Genomic DNA, 26306 nt, shown 5'->3' on the forward strand with positions numbered 1-26306 from the left:
CACCGTCGGGCCCCGGCATCTTGCACATTCGAGACGACACGTCCGGATCAATTCATGGCCACCGTCCCGAAGGCGGCCTCCCGATCCGACAACCGTGTCTTAGAAAACGCCCCAACCCATGAGGCCCTTTCTAAGACAGGTTCGGCTGGACCCGGATTTCTCCGGACCCAGCCAAATTTTCAGGCGCATCAGCGACGCACCAGACAAAGGGCTTAGGCCAGTTCGACCTCTGCGCCAGCTGCTTCCAGCTTGCCTTTGACTTCTTCGGCTTCGTCTTTCGACACGCCTTCTTTGATCTTGCCGCCGGCTTCGACCAGTTCCTTGGCTTCTTTCAGGCCCAGACCGGTGATGCCGCGAACTTCTTTGATCACGTTGATTTTCGAAGCGCCGGCGTTCTTCAGAACGACGTCGAATTCGGTTTTTTCTTCCTCAGCTGCGCCACCGGCGGCGTCGCCACCAGCTGCCATGACAACTGCGCCGCCTGCTGCGGGCTCGATGCCGTACTCGTCTTTGAGGATGGTTTTCAGTTCTTGTGCTTCCAGCAGGGTCAGACCCACGATGCTTTCTGCGAGTGCTTTCAGATCAGCCATTGTATTAGCTCTTTCCGTTTTACAGTGTGTGTTCCAACGTCAGGGCAAATGCCCCACGCAGATCATTCAGTGCCAACCGCTTACGCAGCTTCCGCCTTCTCTTCGATGGTGGAAAGGATGCTTGCGATGTTGCTTGCAGGTGCGCCAATCGCGCCGGCGATGTTCGAAGCAGGTGCGCCAATGCAGCCCACGATCGAAGCAATAAGCTCCTCACGCGACGGCATTTTCGAAACGGCTTCAACGCCTTTGCGGTCCAGAGCGTTCTCGCCCATTGCACCGCCGAGGATTTCAAAATTCTTGTTATCCTTGGCGAAGTCCTCGGCCACCTTGGCTGCTGCCACGGGGTCCTCGGAATAGGTCAGAACGGTCATCCCTGTCAGCAGGTCGGCCATGCTTGCACACGGCTTACCCTCAAGGGCGATTTTGGCGAGCCTGTTCTTGGCAACACGCACGGAGCCACCCGCGTCACGAGCACGTGCGCGAAGGTCCTGCATCTCGGCAACTGTCAGACCGGCGTAGTGCGAAACCACTACGACGCCAGAGCTTTCGAAGATTTGGCCGAGTTCCTCGACCACTTTCTCTTTCTGGGCTCTATCCACAGTTCTCTCCAAGTTAGGGATGTCAGACATCCCGGCTCATATTTGCCGCGGCTTGCGCCCCGGCGTTCAGGTCCGTTGTTACGGGATTGGCCAAAACTCGCCCGAGGGTGGGACCCTCAGAATTCTTTGGTCTTACCCGTCTCAGGCAGGGAATTAAGGAACCGTATGGCCCCACCCACCGTCTTGGACGAAACAAAATAAAGCGCACGACGAATCGCACGCTTTACTTCGTAGTCCTACTTAGGGCAGACACGCTCGGTTTCCAAGAGGTAAATTGCACGAAAAACGGGTTTCCCGGGCGTGTCTGCACCGGTTCTAACAAGGATAAATCGCGCCAACCGCACATTGACACCAAGGACGCACTGCGGTCCTGTCAAAGTCTATAACCCCGATCCCGATCCGAACTGGCGCGCGTCCTTAAAATGCTGATCCTTTCTCAACAAGAGCGCGACCGGACATCCCAATATCTGGATCAGCTTTCCCGAAGTGGCAAGATCGACCCCATCCGCGAACATTCCTGTATCTACCGGTCTCACGATTTCCCCGAAACACGGCTTGTTCTTAAGCTTGAAACCCAAGGGGCGATGTACGCGCTGAAGGCCGACACCCAAGCCCCCATAACCGACCGGCTACGCAAGGAGTATAATTTGCTCTGTCAGCTTGCCGAATACTTCGACGACAAGAAGACGTCGCAGGTTGTGCGTCCGATCTACCTCTCCTCCGCAGGTGACTTCATGGTCACCGAATACATCAAACGCCCCACCGCCGTCGATCTGATCTACAACAGCCCCGACAACGATCAGGTCGCCCAGGTCTATCGCCGCGCCGGAGCATGGCTGAACGATCTGCACGGGTTTCGCCCGCCAAAAGACTATGGGTTCCGGCCCAAATGGATGACCGACAGCATCCGGGACCTGTCGGAAAACCTGCCCGCCAATCTTGCCGGCACAAGTCAGCGAATGATCAACACGATGCTGGCCGAGGCCGCGCGCCTGAAAGGGACGCCGGATATTCAGGTGTTCGCGCATGGCGATTTTCACGGTCTCAACCTGATCATGGGGCAAGGGAAAACCATCGGGCTGGATTTCACCGAGGCACGCGAAAAGCTGGCCGTATACGACATCGTCGACTTCCTGAAGGCCGACATACTCCGCGACAGTCAGCCGTCAGATGTGGATCGCAGCGGCATCCTGAAACGAAACAAGGACATGTTCTTCCGCCAGTACCGCCATCCAATCAATATGGACATTCTGGATTTCTGCATTCGCGGACGCCTGCTCAAGGACTGGCTGTTTCTTAGCCAGCCAAGCCATGTTTGCAGCGAATTCGAAGACCACCGGCGCACCCGGCTGGTGATACGGCTGAAACAGGCATTCAACCTGCCCCGAAGTTCAGGTTGATCCGGCATCTACTGGAATTCAAGCGACCCAAAAACGAAAGAACCCGGATGGCTGGCACCACCCGGGTTATTTCGTGTTTTTGCAGAGGCTGAGGCTTATTCGCCCGAAGCCTGCGCAACATCAACAGTCACGCCCGGGCCCATGGTCGAACTCAGCGCGATTTTCTTCATGTAGGTGCCTTTGGCGCCCGACGGCTTGGCTTTGGCAACAGCCGAGACAAATGCGCGGACGTTTTCGACCAGCTTGGCTTCGTCGAACGAAGCTTTGCCAACACCGGCGTGCACAACGCCGCCTTTTTCCGCCTTGAACTGAACTTCACCGCCCTTGGCTGCTTCCACGGCCGCTTTCACGTCCATGGTCACGGTGCCGACCTTCGGGTTCGGCATCAGGTTGCGAGGACCCAGAACCTTACCCAGACGGCCAACGATCGGCATCATGTCCGGGGTTGCGATGCAGCGGTCGAATTCGATGGTGCCGCCCTGAATGGTTTCCATCAGGTCTTCTGCACCGACGATATCTGCGCCTGCTTCTTTCGCTTCGTCAGCCTTGGGGCCACGAGCGAAAACAGCAACGCGCATGTCTTTGCCGGTGCCGTTCGGCAGGCCGACAACGCCGCGCACCATCTGGTCTGCGTGACGGGTGTCAACGCCCAGGTTCAGAGCGATTTCGATGGTCTCGTCGAATTTCGAGGTTGCATTGCCTTTGACCAGGGCAACGGCTTCTTCGACCGACAGGTTTTCCTTGCCGGCGACAGCTTCGCGCGCAGCGCGGGTACGTTTACCGAGTTTTGCCATCTTATTTCACCTCGATGCCCATGGAGCGGGCCGAGCCCAGGATAATCTGCATTGCGCCTTCGACATCGTTGGCGTTCAGATCTTTCATTTTGGCTTCGGCGATTTCACGAACCTGCTTCGAGGTCACGGTTGCCACGGTCTCACGACCTGGGTTTTCCGCGCCGCGGGGACGGTTACGCTTGCCAACCGGCTTAAGGCCAGCCGCTTTTTTCAGGTAGTAAGACGCAGGCGGCGTCTTGATGTCCATGGTGAAGGACTTGTCCTGATAGTAGGTGATCACGGTCGGGCACGGAGCGCCGGGCTCCATGTCTGCGGTCTTGGCGTTGAACGCCTTGCAGAATTCCATGATGTTGATGCCGCGCTGACCCAGCGCCGGACCAACTGGCGGCGACGGGTTCGCCTGACCTGCAGGAACCTGCAGCTTCATTGTACCAGCAAGCTTCTTGGCCATTTGGTTTTCCTTTCAACTTAGGTGAAACGCGTCTCACCCAGATTATGTTGCGTGGTCCGATCCGGGATCGCGATCCCTGCAATCTCCCACGAGAGAATCTCGCCCGAAGACGATAGAGGCGGCATGTACAGCGGAACGGAGGGGTTGGCAAGTGGCTGGCACCCTATTCCCAAGTGACCCATTTGTATACCAGTCGGGCTTCGGTGAGGCCAGGGAACTGACGGAACAAAATGATTTTGTTGAATACATAAGTTGCGTCGGAGACGCAGGTGGGTATCTTGGTGAAACTTGGACACAAAAGAGGTGGTCAGGGATGGGATCATCTCGGCTGAACAAGGGATTACTGATCTGCGTTCTTTTTGCCATGCTGCCGGGCTGTGGCAGCAGGGCTCAGGATCAGGGCGAAGGGTCTGGATCGGCAACCCAAACCGACGGCATCAACAGCACGGCGTCCTCCGGCGCAACAGGGATCGACCCCGCCAGTTACGCCGGTCGGTTTCAGATCAAGTTCACCAAGGAAGTCCCCGTTCGCGACATTCCGGTGCCTTTCACGGTCTACAGCGGCCTAGAAGAAGCCAGCCCTACCCGCTTGCGGTTGAGGGCGTTCATGGACTTGCGCGGCTTGCAGGAAAAGGCCCCCCAGATACTGACGGGTCCGCTTGAAGAAAGCTGCAAACGCCAAATCTACCTCGAGATCCGGGATGTCACTGCCAAGGATGACACCGTCAGGGTCGAAGGCTCGGCCCGTGCACGATTTACAACCTGCAACCGGCGCCAGGAACCGGGCTTTCGTTATTTCGGGGGAACCGTGGACGCGGTTGCCGTCGCCAAGGCAGAGGTGAAAGGCCAGTGCCTTACATTCAGTATCGAAGACGTTGATCTGAACCCGCGCGGGTTCATCGGCGCTGTCTCCAACCTCTTCGGCCTGACCAGCCGCATTAATGAAGCTGTCCTTGAAAAGGGTGGCGAGTTTTTGGCTGCCAACCCGGTCTGTCCGCCCTTGCCCGAGGAATTCACGGTTCTCGACCCGAATTATGAATCCGGAGGCACGCGCGAGATTGCGCCCGGCGGGCTGGGCGCAGCCATCACCGGATCGGCTGATGTCAGCGCAGAGACCATCGTCAAAGTCCTTGGTGGGCTGCAGGACCTCGGCGTATTGGAGTTTGCCAAATGAGACGTTGGTTGGTTTTCCCGGCCCTGATGGCCGCAGCGCTGGGTGCCCATTCGTCCGGCGCACAAGAAGTGACTTTTGTCATCGATGCAACCCAGCAGGTCCGGGAAACGGAACTGCCATACAAGCTTGATCTGAGCCTGACCGCAGTTGCGCCCACTCGGATCGGGGTGGGCGCCCTTCTCGATCTGCGCGAAATCCAGAAAACGGTGCCCGAGCGATTGGCGGACAATGCCATAATCGACAACTGTGGCCTGCAAGTGCGCCTGGACGATTTGAGCCTGCAAGCTCTGGACGATGCGATCGATCTGGATGGCGACGTGACCATCACGATTTTCGAATGCAGCCGGACCAGTGAACGCGACTTTCAGCGGGGTGAACAGAAAAGGGCAATCCTGGCGAACATGTCCACCGAAGCGACCGTCGAACTGCGTGACAATTGTGCCTACTTCAAACTCATCGACCTGACGCTTGCGGCCCCGGAAGAACAGCGCGAACAGCTTCTGGAGGATGACACGCTCGAGTCGGCAAAGGAACTTATGCTGGCCGCTGTTGACCTTGTATTGAACGAAACCCCCTTGTGCCCGGAATTACCCCCCGAACTCGCGTCCCTTGACCCCACTTACGACAATGGCGGTCCAAAGGAGATCGGAGAGGGCGGGCTTGGTGTTTTTTTGGAAGGATCGGTGGATGTCAGCCCTTCGACCATTCTCGACATTCTGACGGTTCTTCAAAAACAACAACTGATCCCCGGCCGACCATAACCGTAAAGCACCTTCCTTGCTGGGGAAGTAACCTGCAGTTTTTGCCTGGGCCTGATTCACTGGCCCGGCACAACAAAAAAAGCGCCACGTTGCCCAAGGCATCGCGGCGCTTCGAAACGCGTTGGCGAGCTTGTCAGCTCTGCTTGGTCACCTGCGTGAAGTCCAGCTCGACCGGGGTTTCCCGGCCAAAGATCGAGACCGAGACCTTCAGCTTCTGGTTCTCGTCGTCCACGCCTTCGACCATGCCGTCGAAATCCTCGAACGGGCCATCGTTGACCTTAACCTTTTCGCCGATCTCGAAAGTGATCATCAGCTTGGGCGCTTCTTCACCTTCCTGAACACGGTTCAGAATCTGGTTCACCTCTGCGTCGCGCATCGGCATCGGGCGGCCCTGCGGACCCAGGAAACCGGTGACGCGGTTGATCGAGTTGACCAGGTGATAGCCCTGATCGGACATTTCCATATGCACCAGCACATAGCCGGGCATGAAGCGGCGCTCGGTCGTAACCTTCTTGCCCCGGCGCACTTCGATCACCTCTTCGGTGGGCACCAGAACTTCGTCGATATCGTCCTCAAGGCCCTGCTCGGCCACCGACGTGCGGATCTGCTCTGCGATCTTCTTTTCGAAATTCGAAAGAACGCTGACCGAGTACCACCGTTTCGCCATGAACCTGCCGTCCTTGTTTGCCTTAGGTCGCATCCGCACATCCGGATGTACCGTCATTGAAATTCTGTCACGAGACCCGGAACAAAAAGCGGCGCGCAGCCCGAATCGCCGCACGCCCATTCCGGATAGTTCCGCGTGAACTACTCTGACATTGCGCGCGGCGCAAGGGGGCAGCCGCGTTTCCGCACTGCCGGTCCCGTCTTAGCTGAACGCGCCCAGAATCAGCTGCAGCCCGCCGCGAATGCCCAGATCCACCAGCGCAAAGAACACGGCCGTCAGCGCCGCCATGATGAACACCATGACCGTGGTCAACAGCACCTCGCGCCGGGTCGGCCAGACGACCTTGGATACTTCGGCACGGACCTGCTGGATGAACTGGATCGGGTTTGTGGTGGCCATGAGGCTTTGTCTCTCTGCTAGCGGATGCGCCCGACATAGCCGGGCATTGCGGCAATTTCAAGGGCGGTTAGGGCTTGGGCTTGTCGTCCCATTCGTCGCTCAGAATCCGCCGGGCATCGCCTTCGGGATCGTCGTACTGGTTCGACCGCACGGTATAGACAAAGGCTACAAGACCGACACCGCCCAAAAGCAGCGAAATCGGAATGAGATAGGCCAGAACTTCCATCAGATCACCTCAGCCGCAAGGCGTTCAGGGACACGGTGATGGACGAGGTCGACATCGCCAGCGCCGCGATCAGCGGCGTTGCAAGCCCGGCCACCGCCAGGGGCACCGCGATGACATTATACACGGTTGCGATCTGGAAGTTTTCACGAATCCGTCTGGTCGCTTTTGTGGCCGTGTCGCAGGCATCGGCGATGGGCGACAGGTCGTTGCCCAACAGCACGATATCCGAGGCAACCCGCGCCGCATCCAGCGCCGAGGCGGGCGAGATCGACACATGCGCCACCGCAAGGGCGGCGGTATCGTTCAGGCCATCCCCCACCATCAGAACCTTTTTCCCGTTGTCGCGCAGGTCCTGAACACGCTGCGCCTTGTCCTGTGGCAGCGCTTCGGCCACCCAGTTTGCGATACCCAGATTTCCAGCCAGCTTTTCCACTGCAGCCCGTGTATCGCCTGAAATCAGGATCACATCCTTGCCCGCTTTCCTGAACGCCTCAACCGCGCTGGCCGCGCCCGGTCGCAGAGCGTCCGCGAACACGAACGGCACGGGTTTACAGCTCCCGACCGCAAGCCATGCTGACGTCTGGGTGCCGGATTCGGCTCCGACCCAATTCGCCCGGCCCAGCCGAACGCGCTGTCCTTTGTGTTCGCCTTCGGTGCCAAAACCTGGCACTTCGACCACAGCGTCAAGGCAGGCCGGCCTGATACCCGCGTCACGCGCCGCTTTGGCCAACGCGACGGAAAGCGGATGCGCCGACGCCTCGGCCAGCGCCAGCGCAACTTCCAGATCGGAACGGGAATGATCCGCCAGATTGGTCAGTTCGGGCGCACCCGATGTCAGCGTGCCGGTCTTGTCGAAGACAACAGTATCCACCTCGGCCAGACGCTCCAGCGCTGTAGCGTGTTTGATCAACATACCCTTACGGAACAGCCGCCCCGATGCCGCCGTCGTCACCGCAGGCACCGCCAGCCCCAGCGCACAGGGGCAGGTGATGATCAGAACCGCCGCCGCAATGTTCAGCGCCGTGCGGATATCGCCGGAATAGATGTACCAGCCCACAAAACTGAGCGCCGATAGGACGTGCACCCCGGGCGCATACAGCTTGGCCGCCTTGTCAGCCAGCGAGGTATACCGCGACCGGCCCGATTCAGCGATGGCCACCAGATCGGCCATCCGGTGCAGCGAGGTGTCCTCGCCCACCGCTGTCGCCCGGATCGTCAGCGGACCGGTCAGATTGACCTCGCCCGCGCTGACTGTCAGCCCAGCTTCGGCAAAAACCGGCAGGGTTTCCCCGGTCAGCAACGAGCGGTCAAGTTCCGACCGGCCCGAAACGATCTCTCCGTCCACGGGCATACGGCCACCGGGCCGAACGAGGATCAGGTCACCGACGGCCAGCGTCGCGACGGCCACCTCCTCTTCCGTGCCGTCGACCAGCCGGATGGCGCGCGGCACTTCAAGCGCCGTCAGTTCCTCGGCCGCGGACCGGGCAGCGGCGCGCGTGCGATAATCCAGATACCGTCCGGCCAGCAGGAAGAATGTCAGCGTCAGCGCAGCGTCGAAATAGGCATGTTTGCCGCTCAGCGCAGTTTCCCAAAGCGAGGTGATCAACGCCAGCAGGATGGCCAGCACGATCGGCACATCCATGTTCAGACGGCGCACGCGCAGGGCGCTCCAGGCATTGGCGAAGAACGGCTGCGCTGAAAAGGCGATGGCAGGCAACGCAATGGCCGCCGAAATCCAGTGGAACATGTCGCGCGTCGCGTCCGTGGCCCCGGACCAGACCGACACCGACAGCAGCATCACGTTCATCGACGCAAACCCGGCCACCGCCAGCCGCATCAGCAAATCCCGGCCCGCCTTGTCCGTCTGCGTGGCCGACAGCGCACCGGTATCCAGTTCATGCGCCTCAAACCCCGCCTGTTTCAGCACCGGGATCAGATCGGCGGCGCGGATCTCAGGCGCGGCCTTAATCATCGCCCGTTTCAGGGTCAGGTTGACCCGCGCATCCTCGACGCCCGGAAGCGCGTTCAGTTCCCGCTCGATCGTCGAGATGCAGGCCGAACAGTGAATGCCAGGCAGGGACAGGGCGATCTGGACATCCTCGGGAACCGTACGCCCAGGCTCGGCCGGGGCCGCGACGCAGCCGGGACAGGCCATGGTTCCGGGTGAGGGTTGCGCCGTCATCAGCCTAGCCTTTGACGTAAAGCGGAATACGCTGCGAGAAGGTCGCCCCTTCGCCATCCTTGGCGACAAGCCGGATGTTCCAGTTGCCCTCTCCAAGGGTCGCCGGGGTGGAATATGCGGTTCCGTCAAACACAAAGTCGGGGGTGAAATCCTCGCGCACATGGGTCGCCCGCCCCACAACGGCCTGCAATTGATCGACCCTGACCGGCTCGCCTTGCGCGTCGTTGATGTGCAGGATCAGCAAGCCGCCCTTGGTCTCGGCCCGCACGTCCCAACCCAGCGCCTGCTGTTCCTGCAGACGCTCGTTGAACTCCTGGCTGGCGACATACGAGTTTTTGACCTCGAGCCCGGGAAAGGTTTTGACCGCACTGTAGGCCAGTACAAGATTAACACCGATGATCACGCCGAAGGCGGCGACAAACACGGCCAGCGCGTGCTTTCCGGTAAACTGTCGTTCTGCCATTCTCAGTTCCCTCGTCCGTTGAACGTGGTGTCCTTGTACGCGCGTTCACCGCTGATCAGATCCTCGACCCAGATACGAACCGGCGTCGCGTCGGTGTTGGCTGGGTCGGTGTCCTTCAGGGCGGTTATGTAAACGCGGCTCAATTGTGCCGTATCCGCGCTGACATTCACAGTGTCTATGATCGTTCCTTCAATCTCCAGCCGCATGGCCGGGTCTCCGGTCAGGGACAGTTTAAACAACCGATCCTCGCCATGTTTGTTGCGCAGACGCACGTCGTAGGTATTGCGGATCGTGCCGTCTGACAGGGTGACAAAGGTCGGATTGCGTACCGGCGCCACGGTCAGGTCGATGTCGGAACGGATGAACAGGGCAAACAACAGGCCTAACCCAACCAGCGCCCACAGCGCGGTGTACATGATCGTGCGCGGGCGCAGAATGTGCTTCCAAACATTCTTGGCCGGCTGCCCCGAGCGTTCATGCGCCTCGTCGCTCAGCGCCATATAATCGATCAGGCCGCGCGGCTTGCCGATTTTGGCCATCATGTCATCACAGGCATCAATGCAGAGCGCGCAGGTGATGCACTCCAATTGCTGACCGTCGCGGATGTCGATGCCAACCGGGCAGACATTCACGCAAGCCATGCAGTCGATACAATCGCCCAATTCCGTGTCAGCGGTCCGCTTGCCCTTGCCGCGCGGCTCGCCCCGCCATTCGCGGTAGCCGACGACCAGCGTGTCTTCATCCATCATTGCCGCCTGAATACGGGGCCAGGGGCAGGCGTAAATGCAGATCTGTTCACGGGCAAACCCGCCGAACAGAAAAGTCGTACCTGTCAGGATCAACATGGTTGTGTAGGCGATCGGATGCGCGTTGCCCGTCACCAGATCCCGCGCCAGTGTCGGTGCATCCGCGAAGTAAAAGATCCAGGCCCCGCCGGTGGCCAGTCCGATCAGAAACCACGCCCCCCATTTCGTCGCCCGCAGGCGGGCCTTGCGGAAATCCAGTTTCTTCTGCCGATGCAGCCGCAAACGTGCGTTCCGGTCGCCCTCGATCCAGCGCTCGACCAGAATGAACAGGTCGGTCCACACCGTCTGCGGGCAGGCATATCCGCACCAGACCCGGCCCAGGGCCGAGGTGAACAGGAACAGTCCAAGCCCCGCCATGATCAGCAAGCCGGCGACAAAATAGAACTCGTGCGGCCAGATTTCGATCCAGAAGAAATAGAATCGCCGGTTCGCAAGATCCAGCAACACGGCCTGATCCGGCAGGCTGGGACCCCGGTCCCATCTGAACCATGGGGTGATGTAATAAATCCCCAGGGTCACAGCCATGATGATCCATTTCAGGTTACGGAATGGACCCGACACGCGCCGCGGGAAAATCGGCTCACGTGCTGCATAAAGGCTGGGGGCAGGGTCGGAATCGCTCACGGGCTGGCTCCACGTCTGGCTTTGATCAGGCGTCTTTTCCCAGATCATGCGCTGACCAACTTTGACATGTGTCAAATGCGCATCGGGCAGACACCTTTTGTCACACCTAGCACATTTTCGGTCGGTTTCAGCGAAGAAAGGATAGGCCGCAAACCGGAAAACCGGCAGGTTAATCGGTGACATCCGACGAAGATGGCCACACCGGAAACTGGACCCGGGCAAGTCCTGGTTCTATTCTCGGGAAAGTCGGCACCGGCTGTTCAGGAAACGCGCGAACAGATGGAACAGCCGGTGCCTAAGCCTTCGGGCGGCGAACCGCCCGAAGGTGTTCACTTATCTTTATTGACCGCCACCCAGCTGGTGGACGTAAGCCGAAACGGCGCGGATCTGTGCCTCGGTCAGGCGGTTTTCCCACGCGGGCATGACCCCGAAGCGGCTGTACGTAACCGTCTCGGTCAGCGCCTCTTCCGAGCCGCCGAACAGCCAGATCGCGTCGGTCAGGTTCGGTGCACCTTGCGTGACGTCGCCGGTCCCGTCCTCGCCATGGCAGGACGCGCAGTTGTCCTCGAACACGACCTTGCCAGCCTGTGCCGAAGCATCGTCGGTCTGGGCGTTGGTCAGGGACATGACATACTGAACCACCTGCGTGATCTCTTCCGCTTCGAGGATTTCACCAAAGGCAGGCATTTCGGAATAGCGCGCATCGTCGCTTTCTTCGTTTCGAATGCCATAAGCCACAGTGTACTCGATATCCTCGAGCGAACCGCCCCACAACCAGGCGTCATCCAACAGGTTCGGGAAGCCCGGCGCACCCTGCGCACCCGAGCCGTGGCACTGTGCGCACCACGTGCGGAACACGGCGCCACCCGAGTTGACGGCGTATTGCTGCAATTCGGCATCCTTGGCGATGTCTTCCAGCGGCGTTTCCACCAGCTTGGCGTTCCAAGGCGCATTTGCTTCTTCGAATGCAACCATCTCCTGCTGCACCAGCGCCCGAGAAGACCAGCCCATGACACCGGCGGTTGCCGACTGTACCAGAGGCCATGCCGGATACATGATCGTGTAAATCACACCCCAGACGATGGTGGCGTAGAAGGTCCACAGCCACCAGCGCGGCATCGGATTGTCGAATTCCTCAATCCCGTCCCAGCTGTGGCCGGTGGTGTTCGGATCACCCGGCTGTTTTTCAGGTGTCTTGCTCATTGCCGCGCCTCCTTGGATGTGGCGGGTTTGTCTTGATGCCGGAAGGGGATGTTGGCGGTGTCATTGTATTCCTTGCTGGCACCGGGGCGGAAAACCCAGATGATGATGCCCACAAAGAAGACAAACAGCACAAGCAGCATCCAGCTGTCCGCGAACTGCCTGAGAAGGGTGTACTCTTCCATCACGATCCTCCCTTAGCGGCTTGCGTCCGGGGTGAAGGTCGAGAAATCGACCAGCGTTCCCAGCATCTGCAGATAGGCGACCAGCGCATCGGCTTCGGTCAGTTCGGGCTGACCGTCGAAGTTGCGCACGTTGACCTTGTCGCCATAGCGTTCCAGCAGCCCGTCATAGTCGCTGTCCGGATCGGCCTGAGCGCGGAAGTCCGCCACGGCGTTTTCCAACATCTCGTCGGTGTAGGGCGTGCCGACCATCGCGTTCGCTTTCATGATGTCGCCAATGTATTTGCCATCGATCTTGCGATGCTCGAGGAAGCCGTATTTCGGCATCACCGATTCCGGCACCACCGACTGCGGATCACGCAGGTGGTCCACCTGCCACTGATCCGAATACCGGCCGCCGACGCGGGCCAGATCGGGCCCGGTGCGTTTCGACCCCCACTGGAACGGGTGGTCATACATCGATTCAGCCGCCAGCGAGTAGTGGCCATAGCGTTCGACCTCGTCCCGCATCGGACGGATCATCTGGCTGTGGCAGGTATAGCAGCCTTCGCGGATGTAGATCTCACGCCCCGCCATCTCGAGAGGGGTGTAAGGACGCATGCCCTCCACCTTCTCGATGGTGTTCTCAAGGTAGAACAGGGGCGCGATCTGCACGATGCCGCCGATGGTCACGACCAGAAAGCTGAAGATCAGCAGGAGGGTCGCGTTGGTCTCGAGGATCTTGTGTTTGTCGAGAATTGCCATAGCTCCGGCCCTCCTTATTCAGCCGGGACCGAGACGGTCAGGCTGGCCTCTTTGGCCGGCGCTTTCCGCACAGTCATCCACAGGTTGTAGCACATGATCACAGCGCCAGCGACGAACAGAACGCCACCCAGAGCACGAACCACATACATCGGGAACTTGGCGGCCACGGTGTCGGCGAACGAGTTCACCAGGAAGCCGTTGGCATCCACTTCACGCCACATCAGGCCTTCCATGATACCGGTCACCCACATCGACGCGGCGTAGAGCACGATGCCGATAGTCGCGAGCCAGAAGTGCCAGCTGACCATCTGCAGCGAGTACAGGCGTTCCCGCTTCCACAGAACAGGCACCAGGAAGTACAGCGCACCAAAGGTGATCATGCCGTTCCAACCCAGCGCACCCGAGTGCACGTGACCAATGGTCCAGTCGGTATAGTGAGACAGGCTGTTCACGGCGCGGATCGACATCATCGGGCCTTCAAAGGTGGACATGCCGTAGAAACCGACCGAGATCACCATCATGCGGATCACCGGGTCTGTACGCAACTTGTCCCATGCACCCGACAGGGTCATCAGACCGTTGATCATGCCACCCCAGGACGGCATCCACAGGATCACCGAGAACACCATACCCAGCGTCGACGCCCAGTCAGGCAGCGCCGTATAGTGCAGGTGGTGCGGACCGGCCCAGATATACAGGAAGATCAGCGCCCAGAAGTGGATGATCGACAGCTTGTACGAGAACACGGGGCGCTCGGCCTGTTTCGGGATGAAGTAGTACATCATGCCCAGGAAGCCCGCAGTCAGGAAGAAGCCCACGGCGTTGTGGCCATACCACCACTGGATCATGGCGTCCTGAACACCCGACCAGACGATGACCGATTTCGAACCCCAGATGCTGACAGGGATGGTCATGTTGTTCACCAGGTGCAGCATTGCGACAGTGACGATGAACGCCAGATAGAACCAGTTGGCCACGTAGATATGGGGCTCTTTCCGCTTGATGATCGTGCCCAGATAAACGGCCAGATAGGCGACCCAGACAATTGTCAGCCACAGGTCAACATACCACTCGGGTTCGGCGTATTCCTTGGATTGCGTACCGCCAAGGACATAGCCGGTTGCCGCCAGCACGATGAACAGCTGATAGCCCCAGAAGACGAACCACGCCAGATTGCCACCCCACAGGCGCGCGGCGCTGGTGCGCTGCACAACATAGAACGAGGTTGCGATCAAGGCGTTGCCACCAAAGGCAAAAATCACCGCCGATGTGTGCAGCGGACGCAAACGGCCGAAGTTCAGATATCCTTGGGCCCATTCGAAATTCAGTGCCGGAAAGGCCAACTGAAACGCAATGAAAGTTCCTGCAATAAACCCGACCACGCCCCAGAAGGCAGTTGCGATCACGCCATAGCGGATCACGTCATCCATGTACTCGGCCGAGCGGTCTACGAGAATATCTGGCTCATCTGTGTTTCGAAGCGTCCAGATGAACAATCCAACGGCGATCAGCATCACCAGAATCGCGTGCACCTGATACGCCAAATCCCGTGCATAGTTGGACCCGATCGCGGCAAAAATCACGATCAGACCAAGCACGATCAGCTTGATGTAATTTGACATATTGCGTCCCTTTGCATGCCCCGTGCGATTCTTGACGCCGCACGAAACCCATTTGACTGGCCGCTGTTCTGTCTGACAAGGGCCATAGCTGCTTTGATCTGTGTCAAGACAATAGCCTGTTTTCCGTGGCAGTGATAAACAATTGAGTGGGTTAACTGGTCGCAGCTTGCCCCCCGCGCACATCGAGTGAGGTCAAAATGGCTTACAAATCCCTTCTAACAGTCATGACAGAGACAAAGCAGGCGAACGCGGCACTGGCCCAGCTTGTAGCTCTGGCAAACGCGCAGGACGCGCATGTCGAAGCGCTGTGTCTCGGCGTTGATCGTAGCCAGACCGGCTACTATTACGCTGGCGCAAACGCCTTGATCCTTCAGGAGACGCTCAGCCGCGCCAATGCCGATTCCGACGCTGTTCTGGAGTATGCAAAGAACTACCTGGGCAAAACCGGGATCCGCTGGTCCGCGGAAAACGGCGTGGCCCAGATTGCCGATATCGGCCGCCACGTGGCCCATCGCGCACGGTTTTCCGATCTGGTTGTGCTGCCGCAGCCTTATGGCGAAGATCGCGCGGCCGAGGCCGAGCCCATCATAGAAGCCGCCATGTTCGAAGGCCACGCACCGGTTCTGGTTGTGCCCGATGATGTGACGCCGTTCGAGAAACCCAAAACCGTTCTGATCGGATGGAATGAAAGCGTCGAGGCCATGCGGGCCATCCGCCGCGCCCTGCCCTTCCTGAAACAGGCGGACCTGGTGCGCATCGTCGTCATCGATCCGCCGCGCCACGGACCAGACCGCTCGGACCCGGGCGGATTGTTGTCACAAATGCTGGCCCGGCACGGGGTGAAATGCGAAATTGACGTGCTGAGCAAAACCATGACCCGCGTCTCGGACATCCTCAACCGCCATGCTGGCGATACCGAGGCTGACCTGATCGTCATGGGCGCTTATGGCCATTCGCGGTTCCGCGAGGCCATTTTGGGCGGTGCCACCCGCAACATGCTGGAACAATCCGTTGTGCCGGTCTTTTTGGCCCATTGATCCGAAGGGACGTGCGGCTTGCAGATACTGCCCCTTTCATTGGGGCAGTATTCTAAACTAGTTGCGCCGGATCAGGCCGATCACGAACAGCAGGATCACCGCACCGATGGTTGCGAAAAAGATCGACGAGAATAGCCCACCGCCAACCGAAAAGCCCAAGGCCGGGAAAATCGCGCCCGCAAGAAACGCGCCGACGATCCCGATGATGATATTGCCGAACAGGCCAAAACCCCGGCCTTCCATGATCTTGCCTGAAAGCCATCCGGCGATTGCGCCGATGAACAACATTGCAAGCAGGCTGGTGAACTCCATCCGAATCTCCTTTTGCGTATCGGGTGTCAGACCAGAAAACCGCCGTCCGCATCATCGCCGGCCTCATCCATGAGGCGCGCCATGTCCGGAATGGTCACGTGGCGTTTTCCGTCCAGTGTAATGACGCCGTCTTTTTTCAGCGCCGACATCTGACGGCTGACCGTTTCCAGTGTAAGCCCCAGATAGTCCGCCATCGCCTCACGCGTGAGCGGCAGATCAAACACCATTGGACCGGAGTTGCTTTTCTGGGCCACCGAAGCATCGCGCCGCGCGATGATCGACAACAGGCTGGCAATCTTCTCGCGCGCGGTTTTGCGCCCAAGGACAAGCATCCACTCGCGGGCCGCGTCCAGCTCATCCAGCGTCATCTGCAGCAGCCGGTGCGCGATATGCGGGGTTGTGCTCATCAATTCTTCGAACGGTTTCTTGCGGAAACAGCACATCACCAGATCAGTTGTGGCCTGAACGTCATAGGGCGCAGTTTCGCGTCCCGGACGGCCCACAAAGTCGCTGGGCAGCAACAGGCCCACCATCTGGGTCCGGCCATCTTCCATCGTCTGCGTCAGCGAGGCGATGCCCGAAACCACGGAGCCGACAAAATTCATCTGATCGCCGGACCAGATGATTGTCTGCCCGGCCTCGAAACTGCGGTAGAACTTGATCTCTTCCAGTTCCACAAGCTCGTCGGGTTCGCAATGGGCACACACGGCACGGTGCCGGATCGGGCAGTCCGCACAATTCGAGTGGTCAAATTGGGAATTCAGGTTCATTCGCGTTTCCACTTGATCTCAGTCAAGGTCTTGTTGAAGGCCGTCCCTTAACGGTATCGCCATGATAGTGAAACCACAATTAGCACAGCTTGGACTATTTGACGCTAAAGTTCCGCGTTACACAAGCTACCCGACAGCGCCCCACTTCAGCAACGATGTGGGATCAGGCATGTTTGGCGACTGGATTTCGGGCATTCAGCCCGGAAGCGCCGTGTCCCTTTACATCCATGTCCCCTTTTGCCGCAGACTGTGCTGGTTCTGCGCCTGCCGAACCCAGGGAACACAGACCGACAACCCCGTCATCGCTTATGTTGACGTTCTGAAGGCCGAGCTTGATCTGCTGGCCGCGCGCCTGCCCGAGGGCGTCACCCTGTCGCGGCTGCACTGGGGCGGCGGCACGCCAACCCTGCTGAACGCCGATTTGATGCGCGATCTGGCAGCGCGGATTCTGGACATCGTGCCGCTGGGCCCGGACGCCGAGTACTCGGTCGAGATCGACCCGAACGAAATCGACGAAGCACGGCTGGACGCCCTGGCCGAGGCCGGCATGAATCGCGCCTCGATCGGGGTGCAGGATTTCGACGACGAAATCCAGAAAACCATCGGCCGCATCCAAAGCTATGACACCACGCGCAAGGCAATCGACATGATCCGCGCACGCGGCATCACCAGCCTGAACGCCGATATCCTGTATGGGCTGCCGCATCAGACCAAGACCCGGATGACCGAAAGCGTACAAAAGCTGCTGTCGCTCAGCCCGGACCGCGTGGCGCTCTATGGCTATGCCCATGTGCCTTGGATGGCCAAACGCCAGCAGCTTATCCCCTCGGACGCGCTGCCGACGCCGGAACAGCGGCTTGACCTGTTCGATACCGCGCGCCGCCTGTTCATGTGGGACGATTACGCCGAGATTGGTATCGACCATTTCGCGACGCAGGATGACGGGCTGACCCGTGCACTGCAGACCGGAAAGCTCAAACGGAACTTTCAAGGCTATACCGACGATCAGGCCGAGGTTCTGATCGGCGTTGGTGCCAGCTCGATCTCAAAGTTTCCGCAAGGGTACGCCCAGAACGCGCCAGCGACGTCAGCGCATACCAAGGCCATCCGGAACGGCCAGTTCTCGACCTCGCGCGGGCACCTGTTCAAGGGGCAGGACATCCTGCGCGCCCGCCTGATCGAGGCGCTGATGTGTGATTTCCGGATCGATTCGTCTGAAATCCTGCGTGACCACGACATCTCGGTCGGGGAACTGCAGGGCATGTTCAACACGGCCAACGATGCGTTCGACGGGTTGCTGCAGGTGACCGGGGACGGTCTTTTCATCCCGCCCGAGGCCCGTGCCCTGACCCGGATGATCGCCCGCAGCTTTGACGCCTATGACCTCAGCAAGGCAGGCCACAGTTCGGCCATCTGATTGACTTCGGACAGAGGGGGGGTTGACGCAGACAGGGGGTATTCCGCAAACTTAAGAACGCGGGCGGCAAGCCGCCCCAACCCCGAGGCAGATCCGTTTTCAGGCAATTGACCCCTGCGCGTCAGCGCAAGGCAGCCGATATCGCGCAGTCGTTCTTAAACCTGAAAGAGGGACAGCACTCATGCGCGTTTTCACCGTCCTCGGCCCCAGTCAATCGGGCAAATCCACCCTGGTCGAGGCCATCAGCCGCCTTGATGGTCGGCCAACGACATTCGACGTATCCGGAACCGTGCATCTGCACGGTTTTTCTTATTTGGACGAGCCGTGGTGCGCCATCGACGTGGATGGCGGCGGGGATTCCCTGGCCTATGTCGGTCCTGCCATGGCAATCTCGGACGCGGCGGTTGTGGTGGTTCCGCCTGACCCGGACGCCGCGGTGCTGTGCGCCCCCTATCTCAGACTGGTCGAAGAAGCAGGGATTCCCTGCTTCCTGTTCATCAACCGGATGGACAACCCCAACGGCCGCATCCGCGATATCATCGCGGCCCTGCAAACCTATTGCACCCATCATATCGCGCTACGGCAGGTGCCCATTCGCGACGGCGAGGCCATCATCGGCGCGGTTGATCTGATATCCGAGCGGGCGTGGAAATATCAGGAAGGCCAGCCCTCGGCCCTGATCGAACTGCCTCAATCGGTCGAGGACCGCGAACAGGAAGCGCGCACGGAATTGCTAGAAACCCTGTCCGACTTCGACGACAAGCTGCTGGAACAGCTGATTGAGGACAAGCAGCCCCCCAACGAAGAGGTTTTTGAACTGGCCGCACAGGTTCTGCAGAACCACCAGCTGATCCCCGCTTGCCTGGGCGCCGCCAGCCACGGCAACGGCCTGACCCGCCTGATGAAAGCCCTGCGCCACGAAGCGCCCGAGTTCGACATCGCCGCCGGGCGGGATGAGGCCGCAGACAATGCCCGCGCCATTGCCGGGTTCGCCGACGTGAAAAAACACATTGGCAAGATCATCGTGCTGCGCGGCCTTGGCGAAGGCGTCACCGCGCATGAGGCGTTGGGCGGCGAAACCGTCGGCAACCTGACCACGCTGGACGCCAAGACCCAGATCGGCGCGCTTGAGGCCGGTCAGATCGGTCTCGCCGTCAAGTCCGATCACCTCAATCCGGGCAACATTTACGACAGTTCCTCCGCCACGCCTCTGCCGGACTGGGCCACCTCGCGTCCCGCGGCGCATCGGCAGATCGTCTCACCGGCGCATGAACGGGACGACGTACGCCTGTCCAACGCGCTGAGCCGCCTGGTCGAAATCGACCCCGGCCTGACCCTCGAACAGGACGAACTGAGCGGTCACGCGATTCTAGGCTCGCAGGGCCCTCAGCATATGCGGCGCGTCACCGCCAAGCTGGCAGAAGACTTCGGGATCGAAATCGAGGCGGATCAGGTCGAAACTGCCTATCGCGAAACCATCCGGACACCGGTTGAACATCGTCACAGACACCGCAAGCAATCGGGCGGTGCCGGTCAGTTCGCTGACGTCGTGATCACGGTCGCGCCCATGCCGCGCGGATCGGGCTTTCAGTTCGAAGAGGTTGTCAAAGGCGGCGCGGTCCCAAAGAACTACATTCCGTCGGTTGAACACGGCGCGAAGGACGCGCTGGTTGAAGGCCCCGAAGGCTTTCCCGTTGTCGATGTCAAAGTCACGCTGAGCGATGGCAAGCACCACAACGTGGACAGTTCGGACTATGCCTTCCGCACTGCGGGAAAGAATGCCGTGCGCGAGGCACTGCCGCAGGGCAAACCCGTTGTCCTGCAACCGATCCTGAACGCCGAGATCCACCTGCCGTCGGATTTTGTGGGCGACCTGGTGCCGACGATCAGCTCGCTCCAGGGGCAGGTTCTGGGTTTCGAAGGCAACCCAAATGCCTCGGGCTGGGAGATCTTCAACGCCCAGCTTCCCGCCGTGGCCGAGGATGAGCTGCACCGCACCCTTGCCAGTGCCACGCGCGGTACCGGCTGGGTCAAACTCAGCTTCGATCACTATCAGGAACTGCGCGGACCGGTGCCGAAATCGGCATCGCGTGAAACGGCCAACGCCTGACGCACCTTTGCGGGCTGCTCTCAGCCCGCCGCCGCGATCAGTTCTCGGGTGTAATCGGTCTGGGCATTCTCGAACAGGTCCTCGGCCCGGCCCATCTCGACCACGTCGCCATTTCGCATAACGATAACGTTGTGCGACATGGCGCGCACCACCTTCAGGTCGTGACTGATGAACAGATAGGCCAGCCCGTATTTCTTTTGCAGATCGCGCAGCAGATCGACGATCTGCACCTGCACCGTCATGTCCAGCGCGCTGGTCGGCTCATCCAGCACCAGCAGTTTGGGCCGCAGCACCATGGCCCGCGCGATGGCGATGCGCTGACGCTGACCGCCGGAAAACTCGTGCGGATACCGGTCCATCGCCGCCGGGTCCAGACCGACTTCGGTCATCACTTCGGCCACCAGTTCGCGCGGCGCGCGGTGCGGGTCAACGTTGTGGATCGCCAAGCCCTCGGCAATGATCTGCTGGCAGGTCATGCGGGGGCTGAGGCTGCCGAACGGGTCCTGAAACACGATCTGCATATCCTTGCGCAGACGGCGCAATTCACGCGTGGACCAGCGGCGCACGTCCTGATCGCGGAATGTAATCCCGCCTTCAGAGGCAATCAGCCGCATGATCGCCAGTGCCAGCGTGGTCTTGCCCGACCCGCTTTCGCCCACGATCCCCAGCGTCTCACCCGCGCGCACCGACAGCGTCGCATCGTTGACGGCCTTCACATGGCCCACCGTCCGCTTGAAGAACCCGCGCTGAATCGGAAACCACACTTTCAGGTGGTTCGTCCGCGCCACTTCCTCGGCATCGGCGGCCACCGGATCGGGTTCGCCCGACGGTTCCGCCGCCAGCAGCTTGCGCGTGTAGGGGTGCTGCGGGTTGTCGAAGATTTCGGCGGTCACGCCGGTTTCGACAATCTCGCCGTCCTTCATCACGCACACCCGGTCGGCGATCCGCCGCACGATACCCAGATCGTGGGTGATGAACAGCATCCCCATGTTTTCGGACTTCTGCAGGTCAGCCAGCAACTCCAGGATCTGCGCCTGAATTGTGACATCCAGCGCGGTTGTCGGCTCATCCGCAATCAGGATGTCCGGCTTGTTGGCCAGCGCCATCGCGATCATCACCCGCTGGCGCTGTCCGCCGGACAACTGGTGCGGATAACTGTCCAGCCGATCCCTCGGGTCGCGGATGCCAACCTTGATCAGCAGTTCCACAATCCGTTCGCGCGCTTCGTCGCCGGTTACACCCTGATGCAGGGCCAGCGACTCGGCCATCTGCTTCTGGATCGTGTGCAGCGGGTTGAGCGAGGTCATCGGCTCCTGAAAGATGAAACTGATATCGTTGCCGCGCAAATCCATCAGCCTGTCCTCGGACGCGCCGATCATTTCCTGACCTTCATACGTGACCGAACCTTCGACAATCGCGCTGTCACCCAAAAGTGAAACCGTGCTCAGCGCCGTTACAGACTTGCCCGACCCCGATTCCCCAACCAGCGCGACCGTTTCGCCCCGGTCGACGGTGAAGGACACACCCCTGACCGCCGCGGAAACCTGCCCGTCCTGCCGGAACGAGACCCTGAGGTTATTCACATCCAACAAGCTCATGAAAACGTCTTTCTGGGGTCAAACGCATCCCGCACGCCTTCAAAGATGAAAACCAGCAGCGACAGCATGATGGCAAAGGTGAAGAACGCGGTGAAGGCCAGCCACGGCGCCTGCAGGTTCTGTTTTGCCTGCAAGGTCAGTTCGCCCAGTGACGGGGCCGAGGACGGCAGGCCGAAACCCAGAAAATCAAGGCTGGCCAGCCCCGCGATGGTGCCGGTCACGATAAATGGCATGAAGGTCAGCATGGCCACCATCGCGTTGGGCAACATGTGCCGGAACATGATCGTCATGTTGCCGACGCCGAGCGCCTTGGCCGCGCGGACATATTCAAGGTTGCGCGCACGCAGGAATTCCGCCCGCACAACCCCGACCAGCCCGGTCCAGCTGAACAGGATCATCAGGATGACCAGCAACCAGAAACTTCGCCCCAGAACCGCAAACATGATTATGATGACATAGAGCGACGGTGTCGCGGACCAGATTTCGATGATCCGCTGAAAGATCAGATCCAGCCAGCCGCCGAAATAGCCCTGGATGGCCCCTGCAAACACCCCGATCAGGCTGGCCGCGCCGGTGACGACCAGCGTGAACAGGATAGACAGCCGGAACCCGTAGATTACGCGCGCCAGAACATCACGTTTGGTGTCGTCGGTGCCCAGCAGATTCTGCCCGTTCGGCGGCAGCGGTGCCGCACCCGGCCGGTCGACACTGGTATTGTAGGAGTACGGAATTGGCGGCCAGATCGCCCAGCCCCGCTCGAACCCGTCCGCCTGAAAAGTGCCGGCATCGATTTCTTCGATGATCCGCTCGGGATCGTCAAAACACTGATCAAGACCACCGCTGTCGATCAGGCATCTCACCTCGGGGTCGCGATAAATGGCTTCGGTCTGGAAATCCCCGCCAAATTCGGTTTCGGCGTAGAAATTGAACACCGGCGTGAAGAACTCGCCCCGGTATTTCACCAGAATCGGTTTGTCGTTGGCGATGAACTCGGCGAACAGCGACAGGCCGAACAGAACCGAGAAGATGATCAGCGACCAGAACGCGCGACCATTGCGCCGGAAGTTGCGCCAGCGGCGCTGGTTGAGTGGGGACAGCGCCATTTACCCCTCCCGCTTTTCGAAATCGATGCGCGGGTCGACCACCACGTACATCAGATCGCTGATGATGCCGACCACCAGCCCCATCAGACCAAAGATGAACAGCGTGCCGAATATTACCGGGTAATCACGCGCCACCGCGGCCTCGAACCCCAACCGTCCCAGCCCGTCCAGCGAGAATATGGTCTCAATGATGATCGAGCCGCCAAAGAACACCCCGATGAACACCGCCGGAAAGCCCGCAATCACGATAAGCATCGCATTGCGGAACACATGACCGTACAGAACCTTGCGCTCGCTCAGGCCCTTGGCGCGGGCGGTCATCACATATTGCTTCTTGATTTCATCCAGGAACGAGTTCTTGGTCAGCAGCGTCAGCGTTGCAAACGCCGAAATCGTCAGCGCAATGATCGGCAGGGCAATGTGCCAGAAATAGTCCGCAATCTTGCCAATCAGGCTGAGGCTGTCCCAATTGTCCGATGTCAGCCCCCGCAGCGGGAAAATCTGCCAGTAGGATCCGCCCGCAAACAGCACCAGCAGCAGGATGGCGAACAGGAAACCGGGAATGGCGTAGGCCACAATGATGGTTCCGCTGGTCCAGGTATCAAAGGTCGATCCGTCCTTGATGGCTTTGCGGATGCCCAGCGGGATCGACACCAGATAGGCGATCAGGGTCGACCAAAGACCCAGCGAGATCGAAACCGGCATCTTTTCCAGCACCAGATCGATGACGCTGATGGACCGGAAATAGCTCTCGCCGAAATCCAGCGTCAGGTAGTTGCCCATCATGCTCAGAAAGCGCTGGAGCGGAGGCTTGTCGAAGCCGAACTCTTTCTCCAGTTCGGCAATGAATTCAGGCGGCAGCCCCCGCGCGCCGACATATTTGTCGTCAAAGGCGCCCCCGGCAGGTTCCGAGGCCGCCCCGGAATCGCCACCGCCTGCAAATCCGGCAAACACATCGCCCTGCCCTTCGATCTGGGCGATGATCTGTTCAACCGGCCCGCCCGGCACGAACTGCACCAGCGTGAAGTTAACAATCATGATGCCCAGAAGGGTCGGAATGACCAGCAACAGGCGTCTTAGAATATACGCGCCCATGTTATCGCAGCGCGCCTTTCGCTTTCAGAGCCGCCTCTTTTTCCGGATTGATCCACCACAAATCCAGATAACCAAGGCTGAACGGAGGCAGGTTTTCCGGGTATTCATACATGTCGTAGTAAGCCGTCCAATAGTCCGCAACGTATCCATCCGGGATCACGAAAAACTCATACCGCAACACGCGGTCAAGCGCCATCAACGCCGCGTCCTGTTCTGCCTGATTCGTGGTATCGAACGAGGCTTCGATCACCGCATCCACCAATGGGCTGGCCAGACCGGCCGGATTGAAAAGGCTGAACGCAGCCTCTTTCGAGCCGTACATCTGGCTGAGCCCGCCACCCGTGGACAGGAATGCCCCGTACTGGGTGGAATGGATCATGTCATAGTCCCGCTCGCGCCGGCGCAGCGTGTATTGCGACGGATCCACCTTTTCCGCCGTTGCATCCACACCAATGGCCTGCAGGTTCTGAACAAAGGTCTCGATCATCGTCGCGGTCGAGGTCGGAATGCTGGAAGAATAAGGAATGTTCACCTTCAGCGTCTGACCCTGTTCGTTTCGGCGCAGATTGCCATCTCCAACCGGCCAGCCAGCCTCATCCAGCAGCTTCGAGGCCGCCCGCAAGTTTCGCCGATCGTTCAGGCGCGCCGAACTGGACTCGTGCATTACCAGGGCCGGTTCGCTCAGAACCTCATCCGGCACGATATCGCCAAGGTTTTCCAGAAAGGCCAGTTCAGCCCCCTCCGGCGGCCCCTTGGCCTCAATATGGGTGTCCTGAACAAAGGAATTGCGCGGTGCGTTCAAGCCGAACATCAGCGATTCATTGGCCCATTCAAAGTTAAAGGCCAGCGCCAGCGCCTGCCGCACCTTTTTGTCTTCGAATTGCGGTTTACCCAGATTGAACACAAACCCGGAAGGCGTCGGAGGGCTGCCATCCGCAATCTCATCGCGGACGACCGTTCCTTGGGTCAGCTTCGGAAAATCATAGCTCGAGGCCCAAAGCTTGGGGTCACTTTCGATCCGCATGGTGTATTCACCAGCCTTGAACCCCTCGAACGCGGCAGTCTGATCGGCGAAATACTCGATACGAATGGTGTCGTAGTTGTTGCGGCCAACGTTGATCGGCAGATCCTTGCCCCAGTAATCGTCCCGGCGTTTGTAGACGATGCGCCGGTTGATGTCGTAACTGTCCAGCTTGTAAGGCCCGGACCCCACGGCAACCTCAAGCCGGGGCTCGTCCAGACGGCGGGATTCGTCAGCCTCGAACCAGGCTTTCGAGAATACCGGCGTCGACCCGACCGTTTCGATCAGCCCGCGGCGCGTCACTTCCGGGCTAAAGGAAAATTTCACCGTGTAATCGTCCAGCGCTTCGGCCCCTGTCACCATGCGACCGACGGCCTGCGCATAAGATGGCAACCCCTGCTCGATGAACAGGCGATGGCTGTAGACCACATCCTCGGCTGTCACCGGTGTTCCATCCCAAAACGTCGCCTCCGGTCGCATGTGGAAAATCACGTAATTGCGCCCTTCATCATACTCCATGCTGTGTGCAAGCAGACCGTAATACTGCCCCACACTGTCTGACGCGCTGTCGATCAGCGCATCATACTGGATCGACGTCAGCGCCCCGGCGCGGCCCTTGCGCGAATAAGGATTAAGCGAGTCGAAGGTGCCAGACCCCGCCAGCGACAGCTCGCCCCCCTTGGGGGCTTCGGGATTGACATAGTTCAGATGCGGATAATCGGGCGGGTAGTCGAGATTGCCAAAATAGGAATACCCGTGGCTGCGCGTCACGCCCTCCTCAACGGCCCCGGCCAGATTCGCGGCCCCCACGACCAGAGCGGCAGAAACCCCCACAACGGCAGCCCAGGACCGGGCGTGCAATTTGAGATTACTGGACAGAAGGGATTTCATGGTGCTCATCCTCTTGGTCGTTTCCGTCTTCATTGTTGTGACCGACAGCTAAAAGGCCAGAACTGTAA

General features: G+C 59.6%; 26 protein-coding genes. 6 read left to right on the forward strand and 20 right to left on the reverse strand.

From position 1 onward, the window contains the following. Positions 1-212 precede the first annotated feature (212 nt). Together rplL and rplJ are read right to left on the reverse strand one after the other, a co-directional pair. Positions 213-590, reverse strand: a complete 378-nt coding sequence (gene rplL, locus ACR3EQ_RS10395; protein WP_170613567.1) for a 50S ribosomal protein L7/L12 — start codon at positions 588-590, stop codon at positions 213-215. 80 nt (positions 591-670) lie between these two features. Beyond that, entirely contained in the window at positions 671-1189 is a 519-nt protein-coding gene (gene rplJ, locus ACR3EQ_RS10400; protein ID WP_170613569.1) for a 50S ribosomal protein L10, read from the reverse strand. A 422-nt stretch (positions 1190-1611) separates the two neighbouring features. On the opposite strand from rplJ, the gene ACR3EQ_RS10405 reads away from it, so the two are divergent. Beyond that, a complete protein-coding gene (locus ACR3EQ_RS10405) occupies positions 1612-2589 on the forward strand; it encodes a phosphotransferase family protein (RefSeq protein ID WP_480490565.1) in 978 nt (325 codons plus the stop codon). Positions 2590-2684: 95 nt separating this feature from the next. Here ACR3EQ_RS10405 and rplA read toward each other — a convergent pair whose 3' ends face one another. Then, positions 2685-3383, reverse strand: coding sequence for a 50S ribosomal protein L1 (gene rplA, locus ACR3EQ_RS10410; RefSeq protein ID WP_170613573.1), 699 nt, complete (start codon positions 3381-3383; stop codon positions 2685-2687). Position 3384: 1 nt separating this feature from the next. Further along, a complete protein-coding gene (gene rplK, locus ACR3EQ_RS10415; RefSeq protein WP_010440985.1) occupies positions 3385-3834 on the reverse strand; it encodes a 50S ribosomal protein L11 in 450 nt (149 codons plus the stop codon). A 313-nt stretch (positions 3835-4147) separates the two neighbouring features. On the opposite strand from rplK, the gene ACR3EQ_RS10420 reads away from it, so the two are divergent. Together ACR3EQ_RS10420 and ACR3EQ_RS10425 are read left to right on the forward strand one after the other, a co-directional pair. Next, positions 4148-5008, forward strand: a complete 861-nt coding sequence (locus tag ACR3EQ_RS10420; protein WP_170613575.1) for a hypothetical protein — start codon at positions 4148-4150, stop codon at positions 5006-5008. After that, positions 5005-5769: a hypothetical protein gene (locus tag ACR3EQ_RS10425; protein ID WP_480490567.1), complete on the forward strand. Its 765-nt coding sequence runs from the start codon at positions 5005-5007 to the stop codon at positions 5767-5769. The genes ACR3EQ_RS10420 and ACR3EQ_RS10425 overlap by 4 nt, the downstream gene beginning before the upstream one ends. Positions 5770-5902: 133 nt before the next feature. On the opposite strand, the gene nusG is transcribed toward ACR3EQ_RS10425, so the two are convergent. From nusG to ccoN, 10 genes are all read right to left on the reverse strand, one after another. Further along, on the reverse strand, positions 5903-6436 hold the full coding sequence (gene nusG, locus ACR3EQ_RS10430; RefSeq protein ID WP_170407498.1) for a transcription termination/antitermination protein NusG: 534 nt from the start codon (positions 6434-6436) through the stop codon (positions 5903-5905). A 201-nt stretch (positions 6437-6637) separates the two neighbouring features. Next, entirely contained in the window at positions 6638-6835 is a 198-nt protein-coding gene (gene secE, locus ACR3EQ_RS10435; RefSeq protein ID WP_050605011.1) for a preprotein translocase subunit SecE, read from the reverse strand. 67 nt (positions 6836-6902) lie between these two features. Further along, positions 6903-7061, reverse strand: coding sequence for a cbb3-type cytochrome oxidase assembly protein CcoS (ccoS, locus tag ACR3EQ_RS10440; RefSeq protein WP_170613579.1), 159 nt, complete (start codon positions 7059-7061; stop codon positions 6903-6905). Positions 7062-7065: 4 nt separating this feature from the next. Continuing rightward, entirely contained in the window at positions 7066-9243 is a 2178-nt protein-coding gene (locus ACR3EQ_RS10445) for a heavy metal translocating P-type ATPase (protein WP_480490569.1), read from the reverse strand. A gap of 4 nt (positions 9244-9247) precedes the next feature. Then, the gene (locus tag ACR3EQ_RS10450) at positions 9248-9706 is read right to left on the reverse strand and encodes a FixH family protein (protein WP_170613583.1); all 459 of its coding nucleotides are present in this window, start codon (positions 9704-9706) and stop codon (positions 9248-9250) included. A 2-nt stretch (positions 9707-9708) separates the two neighbouring features. After that, complete coding sequence (gene ccoG, locus ACR3EQ_RS10455) at positions 9709-11136, reverse strand: cytochrome c oxidase accessory protein CcoG (protein WP_170613585.1); 1428 nt, start codon at positions 11134-11136, stop codon at positions 9709-9711. Between the two features lie 339 nt (positions 11137-11475). Beyond that, positions 11476-12339 (reverse strand): cytochrome-c oxidase, cbb3-type subunit III, encoded by an 864-nt coding sequence (gene ccoP / locus ACR3EQ_RS10460; RefSeq protein WP_170613587.1) that lies wholly within the window; start codon positions 12337-12339, stop codon positions 11476-11478. Further along, on the reverse strand, positions 12336-12521 hold the full coding sequence (locus ACR3EQ_RS10465) for a cbb3-type cytochrome c oxidase subunit 3 (protein WP_170613588.1): 186 nt from the start codon (positions 12519-12521) through the stop codon (positions 12336-12338). The genes ccoP and ACR3EQ_RS10465 overlap by 4 nt, the downstream gene beginning before the upstream one ends. 12 nt (positions 12522-12533) lie before the next feature. Next, positions 12534-13262 (reverse strand): cytochrome-c oxidase, cbb3-type subunit II, encoded by a 729-nt coding sequence (gene ccoO / locus ACR3EQ_RS10470; protein WP_170613590.1) that lies wholly within the window; start codon positions 13260-13262, stop codon positions 12534-12536. Positions 13263-13276: 14 nt separating this feature from the next. Next, entirely contained in the window at positions 13277-14884 is a 1608-nt protein-coding gene (gene ccoN / locus ACR3EQ_RS10475; RefSeq protein WP_170613592.1) for a cytochrome-c oxidase, cbb3-type subunit I, read from the reverse strand. Positions 14885-15081: 197 nt separating this feature from the next. Here ccoN and ACR3EQ_RS10480 point away from each other — a divergent pair, with 197 nt between their 5' ends. Then, a complete protein-coding gene (locus ACR3EQ_RS10480; RefSeq protein ID WP_170613594.1) occupies positions 15082-15921 on the forward strand; it encodes a universal stress protein in 840 nt (279 codons plus the stop codon). Between the two features lie 57 nt (positions 15922-15978). Here ACR3EQ_RS10480 and ACR3EQ_RS10485 read toward each other — a convergent pair whose 3' ends face one another. Further along, the gene (locus tag ACR3EQ_RS10485) at positions 15979-16233 is read right to left on the reverse strand and encodes a GlsB/YeaQ/YmgE family stress response membrane protein (protein WP_170613596.1); all 255 of its coding nucleotides are present in this window, start codon (positions 16231-16233) and stop codon (positions 15979-15981) included. 26 nt (positions 16234-16259) lie between these two features. Continuing rightward, positions 16260-17003, reverse strand: coding sequence for a transcriptional regulator FnrL (gene fnrL / locus ACR3EQ_RS10490; protein WP_170613598.1), 744 nt, complete (start codon positions 17001-17003; stop codon positions 16260-16262). Positions 17004-17064: 61 nt separating this feature from the next. On the opposite strand from fnrL, the gene hemN reads away from it, so the two are divergent. Both hemN and ACR3EQ_RS10500 read left to right on the forward strand, forming a co-directional pair. Continuing rightward, on the forward strand, positions 17065-18420 hold the full coding sequence (gene hemN / locus ACR3EQ_RS10495) for an oxygen-independent coproporphyrinogen III oxidase (protein ID WP_480490573.1): 1356 nt from the start codon (positions 17065-17067) through the stop codon (positions 18418-18420). Positions 18421-18601: 181 nt separating this feature from the next. Continuing rightward, positions 18602-20530, forward strand: coding sequence for an elongation factor G (locus tag ACR3EQ_RS10500; RefSeq protein WP_170613602.1), 1929 nt, complete (start codon positions 18602-18604; stop codon positions 20528-20530). A 20-nt stretch (positions 20531-20550) separates the two neighbouring features. Here the strand turns inward: ACR3EQ_RS10500 and ACR3EQ_RS10505 are convergent, their stop codons facing one another. From ACR3EQ_RS10505 to ACR3EQ_RS10520, 4 genes are read right to left on the reverse strand one after another with little or no spacing between them, the layout of a single operon-like run. Continuing rightward, positions 20551-22128 (reverse strand): ABC transporter ATP-binding protein, encoded by a 1578-nt coding sequence (locus tag ACR3EQ_RS10505; RefSeq protein ID WP_480490575.1) that lies wholly within the window; start codon positions 22126-22128, stop codon positions 20551-20553. After that, the gene (locus ACR3EQ_RS10510) at positions 22125-23231 is read right to left on the reverse strand and encodes an ABC transporter permease (protein ID WP_170613606.1); all 1107 of its coding nucleotides are present in this window, start codon (positions 23229-23231) and stop codon (positions 22125-22127) included. The genes ACR3EQ_RS10505 and ACR3EQ_RS10510 overlap by 4 nt, the downstream gene beginning before the upstream one ends. Continuing rightward, positions 23232-24326 (reverse strand): microcin C ABC transporter permease YejB, encoded by a 1095-nt coding sequence (locus ACR3EQ_RS10515; protein WP_170613608.1) that lies wholly within the window; start codon positions 24324-24326, stop codon positions 23232-23234. It abuts the gene before it with no gap. Between the two features lies 1 nt (position 24327). Further along, positions 24328-26238 carry an extracellular solute-binding protein gene (locus ACR3EQ_RS10520; RefSeq protein WP_480490577.1) on the reverse strand — a complete coding sequence of 637 codons (1911 nt, stop codon included), beginning with the start codon at positions 26236-26238 and terminating at the stop codon, positions 24328-24330. Positions 26239-26306: the final 68 nt, after the last annotated feature.

This window comes from Ruegeria sp. AN11, from assembly GCF_056536005.1.